Annotated in this window: 17 protein-coding genes; 9 read left to right on the top strand and 8 right to left on the bottom strand. The window is 60.2% G+C overall.

Annotated elements, in window-relative coordinates; translation table 11 throughout:
- Positions 1–54: 54 nt before the first annotated feature.
- Positions 55–885, bottom strand: coding sequence for a tRNA glutamyl-Q(34) synthetase GluQRS (gluQRS, locus tag H2170_02900; GenBank protein MCS6299038.1), 831 nt, complete (start codon positions 883–885; stop codon positions 55–57).
- An 85-nt stretch (positions 886–970) separates the two neighbouring features.
- Between gluQRS and H2170_02895 the strand changes: the two genes are divergently transcribed.
- A complete protein-coding gene (locus H2170_02895) occupies positions 971–1,543 on the top strand; it encodes a TIGR00730 family Rossman fold protein (protein ID MCS6299037.1) in 573 nt (190 codons plus the stop codon).
- A 176-nt stretch (positions 1,544–1,719) separates the two neighbouring features.
- On the opposite strand, the gene H2170_02890 is transcribed toward H2170_02895, so the two are convergent.
- The 3 genes from H2170_02890 to H2170_02880 form a co-directional block, all read right to left on the bottom strand.
- The gene (locus H2170_02890; protein MCS6299036.1) at positions 1,720–3,276 is read right to left on the bottom strand and encodes a creatininase family protein; all 1,557 of its coding nucleotides are present in this window, start codon (positions 3,274–3,276) and stop codon (positions 1,720–1,722) included.
- A gap of 15 nt (positions 3,277–3,291) precedes the next feature.
- Positions 3,292–3,447: a hypothetical protein gene (locus H2170_02885; GenBank protein ID MCS6299035.1), complete on the bottom strand. Its 156-nt coding sequence runs from the start codon at positions 3,445–3,447 to the stop codon at positions 3,292–3,294.
- A gap of 133 nt (positions 3,448–3,580) precedes the next feature.
- A complete protein-coding gene (locus H2170_02880; protein MCS6299034.1) occupies positions 3,581–4,018 on the bottom strand; it encodes a hypothetical protein in 438 nt (145 codons plus the stop codon).
- A gap of 83 nt (positions 4,019–4,101) precedes the next feature.
- Between H2170_02880 and H2170_02875 the strand changes: the two genes are divergently transcribed.
- The 8 genes from H2170_02875 (at position 4,102) to H2170_02840 (ending at position 9,906) form a co-directional block, all read left to right on the top strand.
- Complete coding sequence (locus H2170_02875) at positions 4,102–4,965, top strand: GntR family transcriptional regulator (GenBank protein ID MCS6299033.1); 864 nt, start codon at positions 4,102–4,104, stop codon at positions 4,963–4,965.
- Between the two features lie 23 nt (positions 4,966–4,988).
- A complete protein-coding gene (locus tag H2170_02870; protein MCS6299032.1) occupies positions 4,989–5,225 on the top strand; it encodes an RNA-binding S4 domain-containing protein in 237 nt (78 codons plus the stop codon).
- Between the two features lie 266 nt (positions 5,226–5,491).
- Entirely contained in the window at positions 5,492–5,824 is a 333-nt protein-coding gene (locus H2170_02865) for an FKBP-type peptidyl-prolyl cis-trans isomerase (GenBank protein MCS6299031.1), read from the top strand.
- Positions 5,825–5,881: 57 nt separating this feature from the next.
- Positions 5,882–6,568 (top strand): SDR family oxidoreductase, encoded by a 687-nt coding sequence (locus H2170_02860; protein ID MCS6299030.1) that lies wholly within the window; start codon positions 5,882–5,884, stop codon positions 6,566–6,568.
- Between the two features lie 33 nt (positions 6,569–6,601).
- The gene (locus H2170_02855; protein ID MCS6299029.1) at positions 6,602–7,393 is read left to right on the top strand and encodes a DUF4337 family protein; all 792 of its coding nucleotides are present in this window, start codon (positions 6,602–6,604) and stop codon (positions 7,391–7,393) included.
- Positions 7,394–7,624: 231 nt separating this feature from the next.
- Positions 7,625–8,545 (top strand): ABC transporter permease subunit, encoded by a 921-nt coding sequence (locus H2170_02850; GenBank protein MCS6299028.1) that lies wholly within the window; start codon positions 7,625–7,627, stop codon positions 8,543–8,545.
- A 16-nt stretch (positions 8,546–8,561) separates the two neighbouring features.
- Positions 8,562–9,482 (top strand): ABC transporter permease, encoded by a 921-nt coding sequence (locus tag H2170_02845; GenBank protein MCS6299027.1) that lies wholly within the window; start codon positions 8,562–8,564, stop codon positions 9,480–9,482.
- Between the two features lie 31 nt (positions 9,483–9,513).
- Entirely contained in the window at positions 9,514–9,906 is a 393-nt protein-coding gene (locus tag H2170_02840; GenBank protein MCS6299026.1) for a DUF721 domain-containing protein, read from the top strand.
- 173 nt (positions 9,907–10,079) lie between these two features.
- Here the strand turns inward: H2170_02840 and H2170_02835 are convergent, their stop codons facing one another.
- The 4 genes from H2170_02835 to H2170_02820 all read right to left on the bottom strand — a co-directional run bounded on the left by H2170_02835 (position 10,080) and on the right by H2170_02820 (position 14,130).
- A complete protein-coding gene (locus H2170_02835; protein MCS6299025.1) occupies positions 10,080–10,901 on the bottom strand; it encodes a flagellin in 822 nt (273 codons plus the stop codon).
- 259 nt (positions 10,902–11,160) lie between these two features.
- On the bottom strand, positions 11,161–11,979 hold the full coding sequence (locus tag H2170_02830) for a flagellin (protein ID MCS6299024.1): 819 nt from the start codon (positions 11,977–11,979) through the stop codon (positions 11,161–11,163).
- Positions 11,980–12,239: 260 nt separating this feature from the next.
- Positions 12,240–13,061 (bottom strand): flagellin, encoded by an 822-nt coding sequence (locus H2170_02825; GenBank protein ID MCS6299023.1) that lies wholly within the window; start codon positions 13,059–13,061, stop codon positions 12,240–12,242.
- Positions 13,062–13,308: 247 nt separating this feature from the next.
- Positions 13,309–14,130 carry a flagellin gene (locus H2170_02820; protein ID MCS6299022.1) on the bottom strand — a complete coding sequence of 274 codons (822 nt, stop codon included), beginning with the start codon at positions 14,128–14,130 and terminating at the stop codon, positions 13,309–13,311.
- Between the last annotated feature and the right edge of the window lie 197 nt (positions 14,131–14,327).

Raw genomic sequence — 14,327 nt, 5'->3', positions numbered from 1 at the left:
AGTCTGCGCTACTTTTTGCGCCGGTTGCGCCTCTTTGCGGTCACCCTCCCGCCTTCATGCGAGCAGCTTAGCGGGCGCGACGCCTTGGGCGCGCAGCGTTCGCAAGGCCAGCGCGTCGTGGCGCTTCGCTAGGCGCTCACCGCGCTCGTCCAACACCAGCGGACAATGATGATACGCTGGCACCTCATGACCCAACGCGCGAATCAGCAGCAGTTGGCGGAAGGTGGATTTTATCAGGTCGGCGCCGCGCACCACCTCGGTGATGGCCAGTTCCGCGTCGTCCACCGCGCAGGCCAGTTGGTAACTGGGAACGCCGTCTTTGCGCCACACCAAGAAGTCGCCAAAATCCCGCCCTGCCACCGCCTCCTGCGCGCCGAAATGCCCGTCGGTGAACGATAAAACTTCGCCGTCGGGGACACGAAAACGCCAATTGGTGCCCCACCCTGCGGCGTCAAGGGGTGGCAATGGCTCGCCCACGGCCGGACGAAACGCGGGCGGATACAGCGGCTCGTCGAGGTTCGCGCCTTCGTGGGGCGCGGAGACGGACGCCTCGGCGAGTTCGCGGCGCGAATGGGCGCAGGGGAAAATGAGCCCCGCTGCATGCAGTTTAACGAGGGCGGCGCGGTAATGCGGCAGGCGCTCGCTTTGGGTGATCATCGGCTCCTCCCAAGTGAGGCCGAGCCAGCGCAGATCTTCGAGCATCGCGGCGACGAAATCACGGCGGATGCGTACGGCGTCGAGGTCGTCGTTGCGCAGGAGGAGACGGCCCCCGGCGGCCTGGGCGCGTTGGTGGGCGACCCAAAAGGTGCGCGCATGGCCGAGGTGTAGGAGACCAGTTGGCGAAGGTGCCAAACGGCCAAGGTAACTGGAGCGGGAGTTCACCACGAAGAACGCCTACTGGGCACGAATTCGTTAAAAAAAACAGCCTTAATTGCTATCCAAGGCGGATTGAAAAAGGTTAGAAAAAGCCATGACCAAGCTCCTGTGTGTTTACTGTTCGTCCAGCGCCCGGCTCGACCCGAAGTATTACGAGGTCGGTGAACGTTTGGGGCGCGAAATGGTGGCGGAGGGCTGGGGCTTGATTTACGGGGGCGGCAACGTCGGGCTCATGGGCGCGGTGGCCCGCAGCGTGAAGGAGGCTGGCGGAGTCGTGGTGGGCGTGATCCCTGACTTCATGCAGTTGCGCGAACTCGCCTACGCCGAATCGACCGAACTGGTGATCGTGCCCACCATGCGGGAGCGCAAACGCATCATGGCGGAACGCGCCCATGCGTTCCTCACCCTGCCTGGCGGTATCGGCACACTCGAAGAAATGACCGAGATCATGAGCGAGCGTTACCTCAACCTCACGCAGAAGCCGTTGGTGTTGCTCAATCAGGATGGGTTTTACGATGACTTGCTGCGCTTCTTCGAGCGCATGGTGGAGGAGAAATTCAAGTCACACGGCTTGGCCGAACTGCTCGCCGTCGCCCCGACCGTCGCCGAGGTGTGGCCGCTGTTGAACCAGCCCAAGGACTACCAGACCGACCCGATCTGGAAATAAGCCGAGCGAGTAGTAACGGCAAACCTGACTCCACCAAGGCAGTTTAGCCGCAAAAGAACGCAAGGAGCGCAAAGAACAAACCATGTATTTCTATGCGATCTCTGCGTTCTTTCGCGGCTAAAAGGATCGAAGTATCCCAGTGATTTTTGAATGTTAATGGCGGCAACGGGTAACACCTACCCGGCGAGTAGCGCCGTGAGTTTGCGGGCGAGAGCCGCCGCGGCTTCGTCGAGCCAACGGGCGCCTTTTTCGGCCGTCGCGCGGGTGGCGTCACCCATCACGCCGCTTTTGGAAATATCCGCGGTTTTCCACGCAAACACCGCCGCCCCGCCTTCAGGTCGCAGGCCGCCGGGCGCATCGAGTTGAGCCGGGTATTCGCAGACTGCGCGGTCCATACGCACCCACTCGGGCGCGCCGGCCAGCATGAGCGAGGTTTCCCACTCGCCGGCATGAAACCCAAACGCCGCCTCCTGCGGCTCCTGCACGGGTTGATAATACCCACTCAACATGCCGGCGCGCACGCCAGCCATGGCCTGAATCTCCCGCAGCGTGGTCACGACAACCGGGGTGTTGCCACCATGGGTGTTTAACACCGCGAACTGCCGGAAACCGAGCGCCTGCAGGTGGGCGACCTGGGCGAGCAACTGCCGACGCAAGGTGCGCGCCGAGATCGATACCGTGCCGGCAAACCTGAGGTGTTCGTTGCTTTTCCCAAACACGATCGGCGGGGCCACAAACACGGGCGCATCCGCGGCCAGTCGGGGCAACGCGTGGGTCAGCCAAAGCCGCCCGAGCATCGCGTCGGTGCCGAGCGGCAGGTGGTGGCCGTGCTGTTCGATGGCACCGGTGGGCAGGATGACCAGCGCACGCGCCTTGTCCGGCAGCGCCGCGAGTTCGGCGGCGGTGAGCGCAGTCAGGGCGCGCGGGAGAGCGGCGGAGGATTCGCCGGGTTGAGGAAACGCGATGGCCGTGGCCACCGGCGGAAGCGTGGGGGTGTTAACCGCCCCCGTGCCGTCTGCGGCCGAGGTCTCGTGGAGGACAATTTCTCCCAGTAAACCGGCCAGTTTGCGTGCCGCCGCGCTGAACACGGCCGTTGCGTCCAACGAAAAATCCGGGGCAACCGGTGCAGGTTGGCCAAAAAAACCGGGGCGGAAGTCCGTGTCGCGCACGTCGGCGCTGGCCGCGCTCAGCACGGGCGTGCGGCCCAACAAACGGGCGGCGACGGCCTGGGTCTGAACCCGTTGGGCTTCAGCCGGATGGAAGCCGAGGCCGAGGTTGGCCGAAGCGATCACGTAAGTGCGCAGATCGAGGGCGGTGCGGGCATCGATGGCGGCAGTGGCGACGAGCTCGGCGTTCCACGGGCTGGTGTTAAAAAAAAGCAGGCGGGAAAAGCCCGCGGCCTTCACGCTGGCGGCGATCTCGGCCAAGGCATCGAGGGCGGTTTCACAATCCACGCCGAAGTGGCAATGCCCGTAGGGCGCCGCGCCTAGGCAAAACGGGGGCAGCACGAGGGCGTACGGTTGCAATGCGCCCGCTGTGAGAGCGGCGCCCAGCACCGCCGAACCTACCGCCTCCTCGACGTCGAGCGGCAGCCCCAGCGCGTGATCGGCGAACCCATGGACGGGCAACACGACGACCGTCAGGGCCTTATCGTGGCGCGCGGCGAGATCGCTCCACGTTTGATGGGCCCAGGAGGACGCGGGGTCTTGATTGGCGAGCCAAAGGGGGTGCATGGGGGCGGACGTTAGTCACGGCCCGGGGCCGGGCGCAAGGCCGGGCGTGGCGTGGGCGTTGGGGCGGGCGTTGTCCGATCGGGAATGCACGAGACCAGGACGCGAGCAAAAGGCATCGGGAGAGAGTAGGAGCAAGAGTAGGAGAACGATGCGGACTTCGGAGGTGGCCACGGAGTTCAGGCCTGCGGACCGATGGATTGAATCGTTCTCGTTCTCTTACTCCTACTCGCTCTCGTTCCGATCACCTCAGGCGTAAAGGTAAGAGAATGCGTAAGCGCAGGAGTAGGAAAAGACGCCCCGCCCCCTATTTCTTCCGCGTGCCGAGCAGCTCGTCGACCACCTGGCCGACAACGCGATCGGCATCGGTCGAGAACGCGACGTGTTTCACGTAAGAGGCCGTGACGTAAGGGAACGCCGCCTGTGGGTCGCGCGCGGTCAGTTTCAGCATCACCATGTGCTCGCCAAAATCCCACGCCCAGTAGTCGTCATAGCCAATGACCACTTGCGCCGAGTCTGGCTGCATCGTCGCCGGACCACTCGTAACCTCGAACCCACGCGCTATCAGCGTGCGCACCAGCCGGTCCTCGATCCCGTGGTTGTCCTTGAGGTTACGCAGAACGAAAAACCGCTTCTCGCCCTTAAAATCACGGCCGGGCGCGGCGACTTTACGTTCCAGCGACATGCACCCCGACAGCAACGCACAGGCAAACAGGACGAGGAGAATACGGGCGCGGGCTTTCATTAAAACCCTCATCCACGACTGAAATTGCACGCGCTGCAATCCTCGGTTGCGCGCCGCCGCCGCATCGTCACGGTGTGGGCAACATGGCCATTATTGGTAAACGCAATCAGCTCAAAGTCCTCAGAAGCGCCCCGCCCGGCTTCTACCTCGACGGGGGCCCGTTGGGCGAATTGCTGCTGCCCGGCGTGCTCATCCCGGAAGGGGCCAAGATCGGCGACACCCTCGATGTGTTCCTCTACCGCGACTCCGAGGACCGCCTCGTCACCACCCCGGAAACCCCTGACGCCCAAGTCGGTGAGTTTGCCTACCTGCGCGTTGTCAGTGTCGCCCCAGGCCTCGGCGTGTTCCTCGACTGGGGGCTGGCGAAAGACCTGTTCCTACCCATCCGCGAACTCAAAAAAGAGGGCGTGCAGCAAGGGGATTGGCTGGTGGTTTACGTCATGCTCGACGCCAAAACCGACCGCATCGTCGCCAGCATGCGTCTCAAACGCCACCTCAGCACCCAGCTGCCGACCTACACCGAGGGCCAAGAAGTCAATTTGCTCATCACCGGCGAGTCGCCGCTGGGCTACAACGCCATCGTGGAAAACGCCCACCTCGGCCTGCTTTATCACAGCGACCTCGGTTCGCCTCTCGGCACCGGCTTGCGCGTGGACGGCTACGTGCGTGCGGCGCGAGAGGACGGCAAGATCGACCTGAGCCTCGACCAAGCCGGCCACCGCCGCATCGAGCCCAACACCGGCACGGTCATCGACGCGCTGACCAAAGCGGGCGGCCGCCTGCCCTTCCACGACAACAGCTCGCCCGAGGAGATCCGCATCGCTTTCGGCCTGAGCAAAAAGGCGTTTAAGCAAGCCATCGGCTCGCTCTTCAAAGACCGCCGCATCGTCATCACGCAGCACGGCATCCGACTAGCGGACGCGACCAAACCCGCTGCCAAGAAATAATTTAACAATCCATTAAAACCACCATGTCTGCTGCCGAAACCGCACCCCGCACCATTATTGTCAAAGCCGAGCCGATCGAGCTCTGCCAGTTGTTAAAGTTCTCCGGACTAGCCAGCAATGGCGGTGCCGCCAAAGCGTTTATCAGCGAAGGCCGAGTGCTGCTCAACGGCGTCGTCGAGACGCAGAAGCGCAAAAAGGTGATGGGCGGCGACCGCGTGAGTTTTGCCGATGAGACGCTGCTGGTGAAGGTGGGGGGATGACCAATTCCCAATGACCAAGGCCCAATGATCGGATAGCCATTGGCCCCTATTGAACCGTGGTCCTCGTTAGTCGGACCTTAGCCCTTGAGCATTGAACATTGGTCCTTGGGCATTGGACATTGGGCATTGGCCATTGGGCATTGGGCATTGGTCCTTGGGCATTGGGCATTGGTCCTTGGGCATTGGGCATTGGTCCTTGGTCATTTCTCCTTCCCCCACCCCGCCCCTTGACCCGGCGCGTTTGACCGACTGACTATGCGGTCTTTATGGCCAAACCTGAAATCAAGATTGAGCAACTCAAAGTCGGTAGCGGTCGCAGCCCCAAAAAGGGCGAACTCGTTACCGTCCACTACACCGGCTGGTTAACCACGGGGAAGAAGTTCGACTCCTCCGTAGACAGCGGATCGCCGTTTTCCTTCGTTCTGGGCGCCGGCCAAGTCATCTCCGGTTGGGACATCGGCGTCGCCACAATGAAGATCGGCGACAAGGTCAAACTCACCCTGCCGCCCGAGTTGGGGTACGGAGCCGGCGGCTACCCCGGCGCCATCCCGCCCAACGCCACTTTGATCTTCGACGTCGAACTGCTCAAAATCGGCTAAACGATAGCCGCTTTTACGCGCTTAAATATCGCTGAAGCACCGCCCCATCTCCACCCCATGAAAATCATCATCACTGGCGTTACCCGTGGCTTGGGGCGTGCGCTCACCGCTGAGTTTATCCGGCTCGGGCACACCGTGATCGGCTGCGGGCGCGGCTCGGAGGGGATTTTCGACCTGCGCATGAAATTCGGCGCGCCGCACAGTTTCGACGTGGTCGATGTGGCCAATGCCACCAAGGTCGGCATGTGGGGCGCCCGCGCCCTCGCCTTCAGTGAAACCCCCGACCTGCTCATCAACAACGCCGCCGTCATGAACACCCCAGCGCCACTCTGGAAGGTGCCGGCCGAGGAGTTTGCCAATCTGGTCAACGTCAACATCACGGGCGTGGCCAACGTCATTCGCGAGTTCGTGCCCGCGATGGTCGCCGCCCAAAAGGGCGTGATTGTTAACATGAGCTCCGGCTGGGGCCGCGGAGTGTCTCCCGAGGTCGCGCCGTATTGCGCCAGTAAATGGGCCATCGAGGGCCTGACCCAGGCGTTGGCCAAGGAATTGCCCGCAGGTATGGCGGCGGTGCCGCTTAACCCCTGCGCGACCGATACCGACATGCTCCGCCAATGTTGCGGCGAAGACGCCGCCCATTACCCGAAAGCCGAGGCTTGGGCCCGCGTTGCCGCCCCGTTCATCCTCCAACTCGGTGCCAAGGACAACGGCCTCAGCCTGAGCGTCCCGACCGTCGCGGCCTAAGTCCGCCAAAACCCACTCTCCGTTCCAAAACCTATGGCCGTTAAAATTCCCGAATCCGTCAAAGCCGATCTCCCGCACAACCAATGGGGCAAAATGCTCGGCCTTACGCCCGTCGTCATGACGGTGATTGCCACGCTGTTGGCCGGCCTCGCCTCCAGCGAAATGACCAAAGCGCAATATGAGCGCTCCTACGCCGCGCAGATCCAATCCAAGGCGGGCGACCAGTGGTCGTTCTTCCAGGCCAAGCGCTTGCGCGGCCAGATGCAGCGCGACACCTATGAACTGCTCTCGGCGCAGAGCGGCGTCACCTCCACCGAAGAGGCGCCCGCCCCGGCCCCCGCCCCGCCCCTGCCCGAAGCCATCGCCAACGCCCTCAAAGCGCTGCATGACGAGGCCCCCGCCGAGACCCTCAACCCGCTCCTCAACGCGTTAAAGCTCGACGATATTCTGGCCGCCCAACGCACCGCCAAAGCGCAAACCGCCGCCTACGACGCGGTCACCTCCCCGTTGATCAAACAGATCGCGAAAACCGCCCCCGCCGTGGCGCGACTGCGGTTCAACGCCAGCCGCTACGATAACGAAGCCCAGCTCAACTCCACCCTTGCCCGCCTGTACGAGCTGCAAGTGCAAAAAAGCAATGTCGCTGCGGAGCGCCACCACCAGCGCAGCAAGCGCTTTTTCTTCGGCATGTTGGCCGCCCAAATGGGTGTGATTATCAGCACCCTCGCGATGGCCGCCAAGCAGCGCAACCTGCTCTGGAGCCTCGCCGCAGGCGCAGGCCTGATCGCGATCGTCTTCGCCCTTTACGTTTACCTCTACATCTAAGCAGCCAGTAACATTTGAGTTGTCGCATCTGCCGGCCCTCTAAAATCAACGGAAAACTTAGAGCCTTTTAGCCGCGAAAGAACGCAGAGAACGCATAGAAATACAGGGTTTGTTCTTTGCGCTCCTTGCGTTCTTTCGCGGCCAAACTGCCTCAGTTCGATCCGACAATTCGAGTGGAACAAAGGATTCACTGGCTTTAACCCGCCGTTCCGCCATTCCCAAAAGTTTACCATGTTTCGCTTCATCGCCCGCCGTCTTCTGGAGACGATCCCCGTCCTCCTTATCATCGTCACGGCCACCTTTTTTATGGTGCGGTTCGTGCCCGGTGGCCCCTTTGATAGCGAGAAAGCCACCACCCCGGAAATCCGCGCCAATCTCGAAGCCTACTACGGCCTCAACCTACCGCTGCACCAGCAGTATATTAACTACCTCAAAGCGGTGGTTCTCCACGGCGACCTCGGCCGCTCGACCAAATACGCCAGCCGCACCGTCAACGAGATCATCGCCGACAAACTCCCCGCGTCCCTCCAACTCGGCTCACTTGCCCTGTTAATCGCCCTCATCCTGGGCTTAACCGCCGGAGTCGTCGCGGCCGTGAACCGCAACACCAAGATCGATTACTTCACCTCCACCTTTTCCATGGTCGGCATCTGTGTGCCCACCTTTGTGCTCGGGCCGGTTCTGGTGCTGATTTTCGCCATAAAACTCGGCTGGTTTAGCGCCTCCGGCTGGTACGAGTGGCCCGACCGTATTCTGCCCTCGCTTACCCTCGGCATTGTCTACGCCGCCTCCATCGCCCGCCTGACCCGCGGCGGCATGTTGGAAGTCCTTCACCAGGATTACATTCGCACCGCCCGAGCCAAGGGCGCTTCCGAGGCCCGCATCATCTTCCGCCACGCCCTGCGCGGCGGCCTGCTGCCAGTCGTGTCGTTCCTCGGGCCGGCAATCGCCGGTATCCTCACCGGTTCATTTGTCATCGAGACGATTTTCCAAATCCCTGGGCTCGGTCGTGAATTTGTTAATAGCGCCTTTAACCGCGACTACACCTTGGTGCTCGGCACCGTTATCCTCTACGCCGTGCTCATCATCGGCCTGAACCTCGTCGTCGACGTGGTGCAGGTGTGGCTCAACCCCAAACTCAAATTCGAGTAAGCCACGCCCACCCACCATGTCCGCCCCCGTCGTCCAAAAACCTTCCGCGTCCCCCGCCGCCTCCGCGCCTCCGTCCGCAGCGCCTGAACGCGGCGTGTCGCCCTGGCGCGATGCCTGGCAACGCCTGCGCCGCAACCACCTCGCTGTGTTCGGCGGCGCCGTCCTTATAACGCTCTCGCTACTCTGCGTCATCGGCCCGTGGTTCAGCCCCTACGGCTACGAGCAAACCGATCTCTACAACACCTTTTCGCCGCCCTCGTTTCAGCACTGGTTGGGCACCGACCAACTCGGGCGCGACCTGCTCACCCGCCTGCTTTTCGGCGGGCGCATCTCGCTCATGGTGGGCTTGGTTGCCACCTTTGTCGCCCTCACCATCGGGGTGGTTTACGGGGCGATTTCCGGCTACGCAGGGGGCAAAACCGACCGCGTGATGATGCGCATCGTCGACATCCTTTACGCCCTGCCCTTCACAATTTTTGTGATCCTGCTGATGGTGTTTTTTGGGCGCAACCTGCTGCTGCTCTTCGTCGCCATCGGCGCGGTCGAATGGCTCACCATGGCGCGCATCGTGCGCGGCCAAATCATGTCAATCAAACGCATGGATTACATCGAGGCCGCCCGTTCGCTCGGGCTGAGCACCCCGCGCATCATTTTTCGCCACATGATCCCCAACATCCTCGGACCCATCATCGTGTACACCACGCTGACCATTCCCGGCGTGATGCTCCTGGAGGCGTTTTTAAGTTTCCTCGGCCTCGGCGTGCAACCGCCCATGAGTTCCTGGGGCGTGCTCATCAAAGACGGCGCCGAGCGTATGGAAGAATACCCCTGGATGCTGATCTTCCCCGGCACCATTTTCTCACTCACCTTGTTCTCGCTCAACTTCTTAGGTGACGGCCTGCGCGACGCACTGGACGTGCGCGCCGCCAAGGACTGAGTCGCCCCACGCGCAGCCCCGCCCGCCCACCATGTCGACGAAGAAGGAGCCCGCCGTTTTTTCGTTTCAGGCCGAGAAACTCATCGCCGCGCTGCGCCGCGTGCCCGACACGACCCCGGAGCGCATGAAAAAGCGCCCCACCAAGGAGCTCTCCGGCTTGGTCGAGGAGCTGATGATGAAGTTCCAAATTGGGCGTGAGTCGCCGGAGCAGACGATTCGCGACAACTGGAAGGAACTGGTGGGGCCGGCGCATGCACACTATTCGCACGCCGTGCAGATCGATCCGCGCGGACGGTTAACGGTGCTGGCGGGACACGCCGTGGTGCGCAACGAACTGTTTTTGCACCGCAAGATGATCGTTGAACGCATCCAAAAACTCCCCGGCTGCGCCCAAGTCCGCGAGCTGAACATCCGCGCCGGTTGAAGTCAGAGCGGCCGTGCCGCCCCGTCCAAAATCGTTCTCGTTCTCTTACTCCTACTCGTTCTCTCATCCGTCGCCTTTTCGGCCTTTCCATCCCGGTACACAAAAACAAAAAGAACCCCACCCGCATAATGCGGGCGGGGTTGCTTTGAACCCAACCAGGACGGGGCCTGTTATTACTGAAGCAACCGCAGCGCGGTTTGCGCACTCTGATTGGCCTGCGACAACATCGAGGTGCCCGCAGAAACCATTGTGTTCCAACGCGCTAACTGGGTGGATTCTTCCGCAACATCCACGTCGGTGATCCGACTGGTTGCCGCTTCCAAGTTGGCTTTATTCACCGTCAACAGTTCCGAGGCGAAGCCCAGCCGGCTCTGTTCGGCACCGTTGGAGGCGCGCATCGTCGCCACGTTTTCAATCGCGGTTTTCACAATATCGATCGAGGTGATCGCACTGAGGGAGGTCGCAGCCGAGATGTTACCCACTCCGGTGGTGGTGGTGGTGGAACCTAAATCTCTTCCCGACAGCGTGATCTGACTGCTGGTGCTGGCATCCTCGGTCGCGTTCACCGTATTGGAGCCCGTGCCGAACAAGGCCACCCCGTTGAACTTTTCCGAGGTGATGGCGGTCAACTGGGTCTTCAACGCCACGAACTCGGTGTTGTAGTTGGCCTTGTCACCGGTGCTCTTGGTGACGTCATCATTGAGCGTGCGCAGCTCGCTGATACGGTCGAGGATCTTGCCGGCCACCTTAAGGGCGCCGTCCTGGGTTTGGAGTAATGAAACGGCATTGCCGATGTTACTATTCACCGCGCCCTGGCGCTTGGCCGTGGCACTGAGTTTCATCGACACGGCCAGACCGCCGGCGTCGTCCGAAGGATTGACGATTTTCGAACCGCTGGAGAGCCGGTTCAGGCTCTTTTGCAGCATCGAACTGGAGGTCGCCAAGTTGTTCGAGGCCATAGTGGCCGTCTGATTGGTATTAAGTACGACTGACATGGTAGTATCTTTCCTTGATTATTAATGCGACGTCCGTCGTCGCCACGAATCTGAAAGGGAGCGGCTCAGATCAAACCGTTCGGAGTATAAACTCCAAGTTGGCAATCCGATTCTGATAGGAATGGGACGAAATGAGGTGTGTTTTATATATTATAGAACAGGCGAAAGTAGCGCAGACTTCCAGTCTGCTCCGTCCTCAAACATGCAGGCTGGAAGCCTGCGCTACTTTTCGGCGTATCCTACTATATAACGACCCGGCTTACTGCAGGAGCCGCAACGCGGTCTGCGCACTCTGATTGGCCTGCGAGAGCATCGACGTACCCGCCGATACCATCGTATTCCAACGCGCCAACTGGGTCGATTCCTCGGCCACATCCACGTCGGTGATCCGACTGGTCGCGGCCTCCAGATTGGCCTTGTTGACGGTCAACAGTTCCGAGGCGAAGCCGAGACGGCTTTGTTCGGCACCGTTGGAGGCGCGCATGGTGGCCACGTTTTCGATCGCGGCTGTCACCGTGGAGATCGCCGTGATCATACTCAGCGCGGTGGCTGCGGTGACCGCGCCCATACCCGTAGCGGTGCTAGTCAAGTCACGAGCCGAAATCGATATCTGGCTGGCAGTGGAGGCGTCTTCGGTTGCGTTGACCGTGGCACCAGAGCTGGTTCCGAACATCGCTACACCGTTAAACTTCTCCGAGGCAATTGCCGTCAACTGACTGGATAATGCCACGAATTCGGTGTTATAGTTAGCCTTATCACCAGTGCTCTTGGTCACGTCATCATTGAGCGTGCGCAGCTCGCTGATACGATCGAGGATCTTACCGGCAACCTTGAGGGCGCCGTCCTGAGTTTGCAGCAGTGAGACCGCATTGCCGATGTTACTATTAACTGCGCCCTGGCGCTTGGCCGTGGCACTGAGTTTCATCGACACGGCCAAACCGCCGGCGTCGTCCGAGGGATTGACGATTTTCGAACCGCTGGAGAGCCGGTTGAGGCTCTTTTGCAGCATCGAACTGGAGGTCGCCAAGTTGTTGGAGGCCATTGTGGCCGTCTGATTAGTATTAAGTACGACTGACATGGTAGTATCTTTCCTTGATTATAAATGCGACGTCCGTCGTCGCCTCGGATCTGAAAAGGAGCGGCTCAGATCAAACCGTTTGGGGCGTAAGCCCTAAAGTGGGTATCCCGATTCCGATGGGAATGGGACGAAATGGTGTGTGAATTTAATAGTATGGAACGCTCGAAAGTAGCGCAGACTTCCAGTCTGCTCCGTCCTCAAACCTGCAGGCTGGAAGCCTGCGCTACTTCTCGGTCGATCCTGTTATATAACGAACCAACTTACTGCAGCAGACGCAGGGCGGTCTGCGCACTCTGGTTGGCCTGCGAGAGCATCGAGGTGCCCGCAGAGACCATCGTATTCCAACGCGCCAGCTGCGTGGATTCCTCCGCCACGTCCACGTCGGTGATCCGACTGGTCGCCGCCTCAAGGTTCGCCTTGTTCACTGTTAACAGTTCAGAGGCGAAGCTTAACCGGCTCTGCTCGGCACCATTCTGAGCGCGCATGGTAGCCACGTTTTCGATCGCTGTGGTCACGGTTGAAATCGCAGCTATGCCGGTCAACGAACTGGCGGACGTTACAGAACCAATACCGCCAGCGCTGCCCGTGGCCCCCAAGTCACGGCCAGACACAACGATCTGGCTGCTAGTGGAGGCATCTTCGGTAGCGAACACCGTGCTGGTGGTGCTGCCGAACAAGGCCACGCCGTTGAATTTCTCCGAGGTGATCGCCGTGAGCTGACTCTGCAACGCCGTAAACTCGGTGTTGTAGTTGGCTTTGTCGCCGGTGCTCTTGGTCACGTCATCATTGAGCGTGCGCAGCTCGCTGATACGATCGAGGATCTTACCGGCAACCTTGAGGGCGCCGTCTTGGGTTTGCAGCAGTGAGACCGCATTGCCGATGTTACTATTAACGGCACCCTGGCGCTTGGCTGTGGCACTGAGTTTCATCGACACGGCCAAACCGCCGGCGTCGTCGGAGGGGTTAACAATTTTAGAGCCGCTGGAGAGCCGGTTGAGGCTCTTTTGCAGCATCGAACTGGAGGTGGCCAGGTTGTTGGAGGCCATTGTGGCCGTCTGATTAGTATTAAGTACGACTGACATGGTAGTATCTTTCCTTGATTATAAATGCGACGTCCGTCGTCGCCTCGGATCTGAAAAGGAGCGGCTCAGATCAAACCGTTTGGGGCGTAAGCCCTAAAGTGGGAACCAGCCCCGCCAAAAGCGGGATTGGGAAAGTGAGGAAATTAATGGGTCACGAAAAAGTAGCGCAGACTTCCAGTCTGCTCCGACCTCAAACCTGCAGGCTGGAAGCCTGCGCTACTATTCGGTCGAACCCATTATATATAGTTTACTGCAGGAGCTTGAGCGCGGTCTGCGAGCTCTGATTGGCCTGGGTAAGCATCGAAGTGCCCGCTGAGACCATCGTATTCCAGCGAGCCAACTGCGTGGATTCATCCGCGACATCAACGTCGGTGATTCGGCTGGTCGCCGCCTCCAAGTTGGCTTTATTGACAGTTAATAACTCCGAAGCGAAGCCGAGACGGCTTTGTTCGGCACCGTTGGTGGCGCGCATCGTCGCGACGTTCTCGATCGCGTTTTTAATCGTATCAATCGAGGTGATCGCACTGAGCGAGCCCGCTGCGGTGATGTTACCCACACCCACCGTTGTGGTTGTAGAACCGAGATCGCGCCCCGAAACCGTAATCTGGGTGCTGGTGCTGGCATCCTCGGTTGCGTTGACCGTACTGGTTGAGGTGCCGAACAAGGCAATCCCGTTAAACTTTTCCGAGGTGATCGCGGTCAACTGGCTCTGCAGAGCAGTAAACTCGGTATTGTAGTTGGCCTTATCACCGGTGCTCTTAGTGACGTCATCGTTGAGCGTGCGCAGCTCGCTGATACGATCGAGGATCTTGCCCGCAACCTTCAGGGCGCCATCCTGAGTCTGTAGTAATGAAACGGCATTACCGATATTATTATTAACCGCGCCCTGACGTTTGGCCGTGGCACTGAGCTTCATGGAGACGGCCAAACCGCCAGCATCGTCCGAGGGATTAACTATTTTCGAACCACTGGAAAGCCGGTTGAGGCTCTTTTGCAGCATGGAACTGGAGGTGGCCAAGTTGTTGGAGGCCATCGTTGCGGTCTGATTGGTATTAAGTACGACTGACATGGTGGTATCTTTCCTTGATTTTGTTATACGACTTCCGGAGTCGCCACGGATTGGGAGAGGTCCCGATCAGGCCTGGGTTTATCTAAAAATAAGGGGGAGCCGTCACCGCCGTGAGCGGTGGGCGAAAAAGTAGCGCAGACTTCCAGTCTGCCTGAATTCACAAACCAGCAGGCTGGAAGCCTGCGCTACTTTTATAT

The organism is Opitutus sp., from assembly GCA_024998815.1.
Classification (GTDB): Bacteria; Verrucomicrobiota; Verrucomicrobiia; order Opitutales; family Opitutaceae; genus Rariglobus.
The sequence above is the reverse complement of the archived record's forward strand: the minus strand, read 5'-3'. Positions and strand labels throughout refer to the sequence as shown.

Excerpts from the sequence above, each read along its gene's own strand:
- H2170_02830 (MCS6299024.1), bottom strand. The coding sequence starts at position 11,979 with ATGTCAGTCGTACTTAATACTAATCAGACGGCCACAATGGCCTCCAAC.
- H2170_02875 (MCS6299033.1), top strand. The coding sequence starts at position 4,102 with ATGGCCATTATTGGTAAACGCAATCAGCTCAAAGTCCTCAGAAGCGCC.
- H2170_02820 (MCS6299022.1), bottom strand. The coding sequence starts at position 14,130 with ATGTCAGTCGTACTTAATACCAATCAGACCGCAACGATGGCCTCCAAC.
- H2170_02865 (MCS6299031.1), top strand. The coding sequence starts at position 5,492 with ATGGCCAAACCTGAAATCAAGATTGAGCAACTCAAAGTCGGTAGCGGT.
- H2170_02880 (MCS6299034.1), bottom strand. The coding sequence starts at position 4,018 with ATGAAAGCCCGCGCCCGTATTCTCCTCGTCCTGTTTGCCTGTGCGTTG.
- H2170_02895 (MCS6299037.1), top strand. The coding sequence starts at position 971 with ATGACCAAGCTCCTGTGTGTTTACTGTTCGTCCAGCGCCCGGCTCGAC.
- H2170_02870 (MCS6299032.1), top strand. The coding sequence starts at position 4,989 with ATGTCTGCTGCCGAAACCGCACCCCGCACCATTATTGTCAAAGCCGAG.
- H2170_02825 (MCS6299023.1), bottom strand. The coding sequence starts at position 13,061 with ATGTCAGTCGTACTTAATACTAATCAGACGGCCACAATGGCCTCCAAC.
- H2170_02860 (MCS6299030.1), top strand. The coding sequence starts at position 5,882 with ATGAAAATCATCATCACTGGCGTTACCCGTGGCTTGGGGCGTGCGCTC.
- H2170_02855 (MCS6299029.1), top strand. The coding sequence starts at position 6,602 with ATGGCCGTTAAAATTCCCGAATCCGTCAAAGCCGATCTCCCGCACAAC.
- H2170_02840 (MCS6299026.1), top strand. The coding sequence starts at position 9,514 with ATGTCGACGAAGAAGGAGCCCGCCGTTTTTTCGTTTCAGGCCGAGAAA.
- H2170_02890 (MCS6299036.1), bottom strand. The coding sequence starts at position 3,276 with ATGCACCCCCTTTGGCTCGCCAATCAAGACCCCGCGTCCTCCTGGGCC.
- H2170_02845 (MCS6299027.1), top strand. The coding sequence starts at position 8,562 with ATGTCCGCCCCCGTCGTCCAAAAACCTTCCGCGTCCCCCGCCGCCTCC.
- H2170_02850 (MCS6299028.1), top strand. The coding sequence starts at position 7,625 with ATGTTTCGCTTCATCGCCCGCCGTCTTCTGGAGACGATCCCCGTCCTC.
- H2170_02835 (MCS6299025.1), bottom strand. The coding sequence starts at position 10,901 with ATGTCAGTCGTACTTAATACCAATCAGACGGCCACTATGGCCTCGAAC.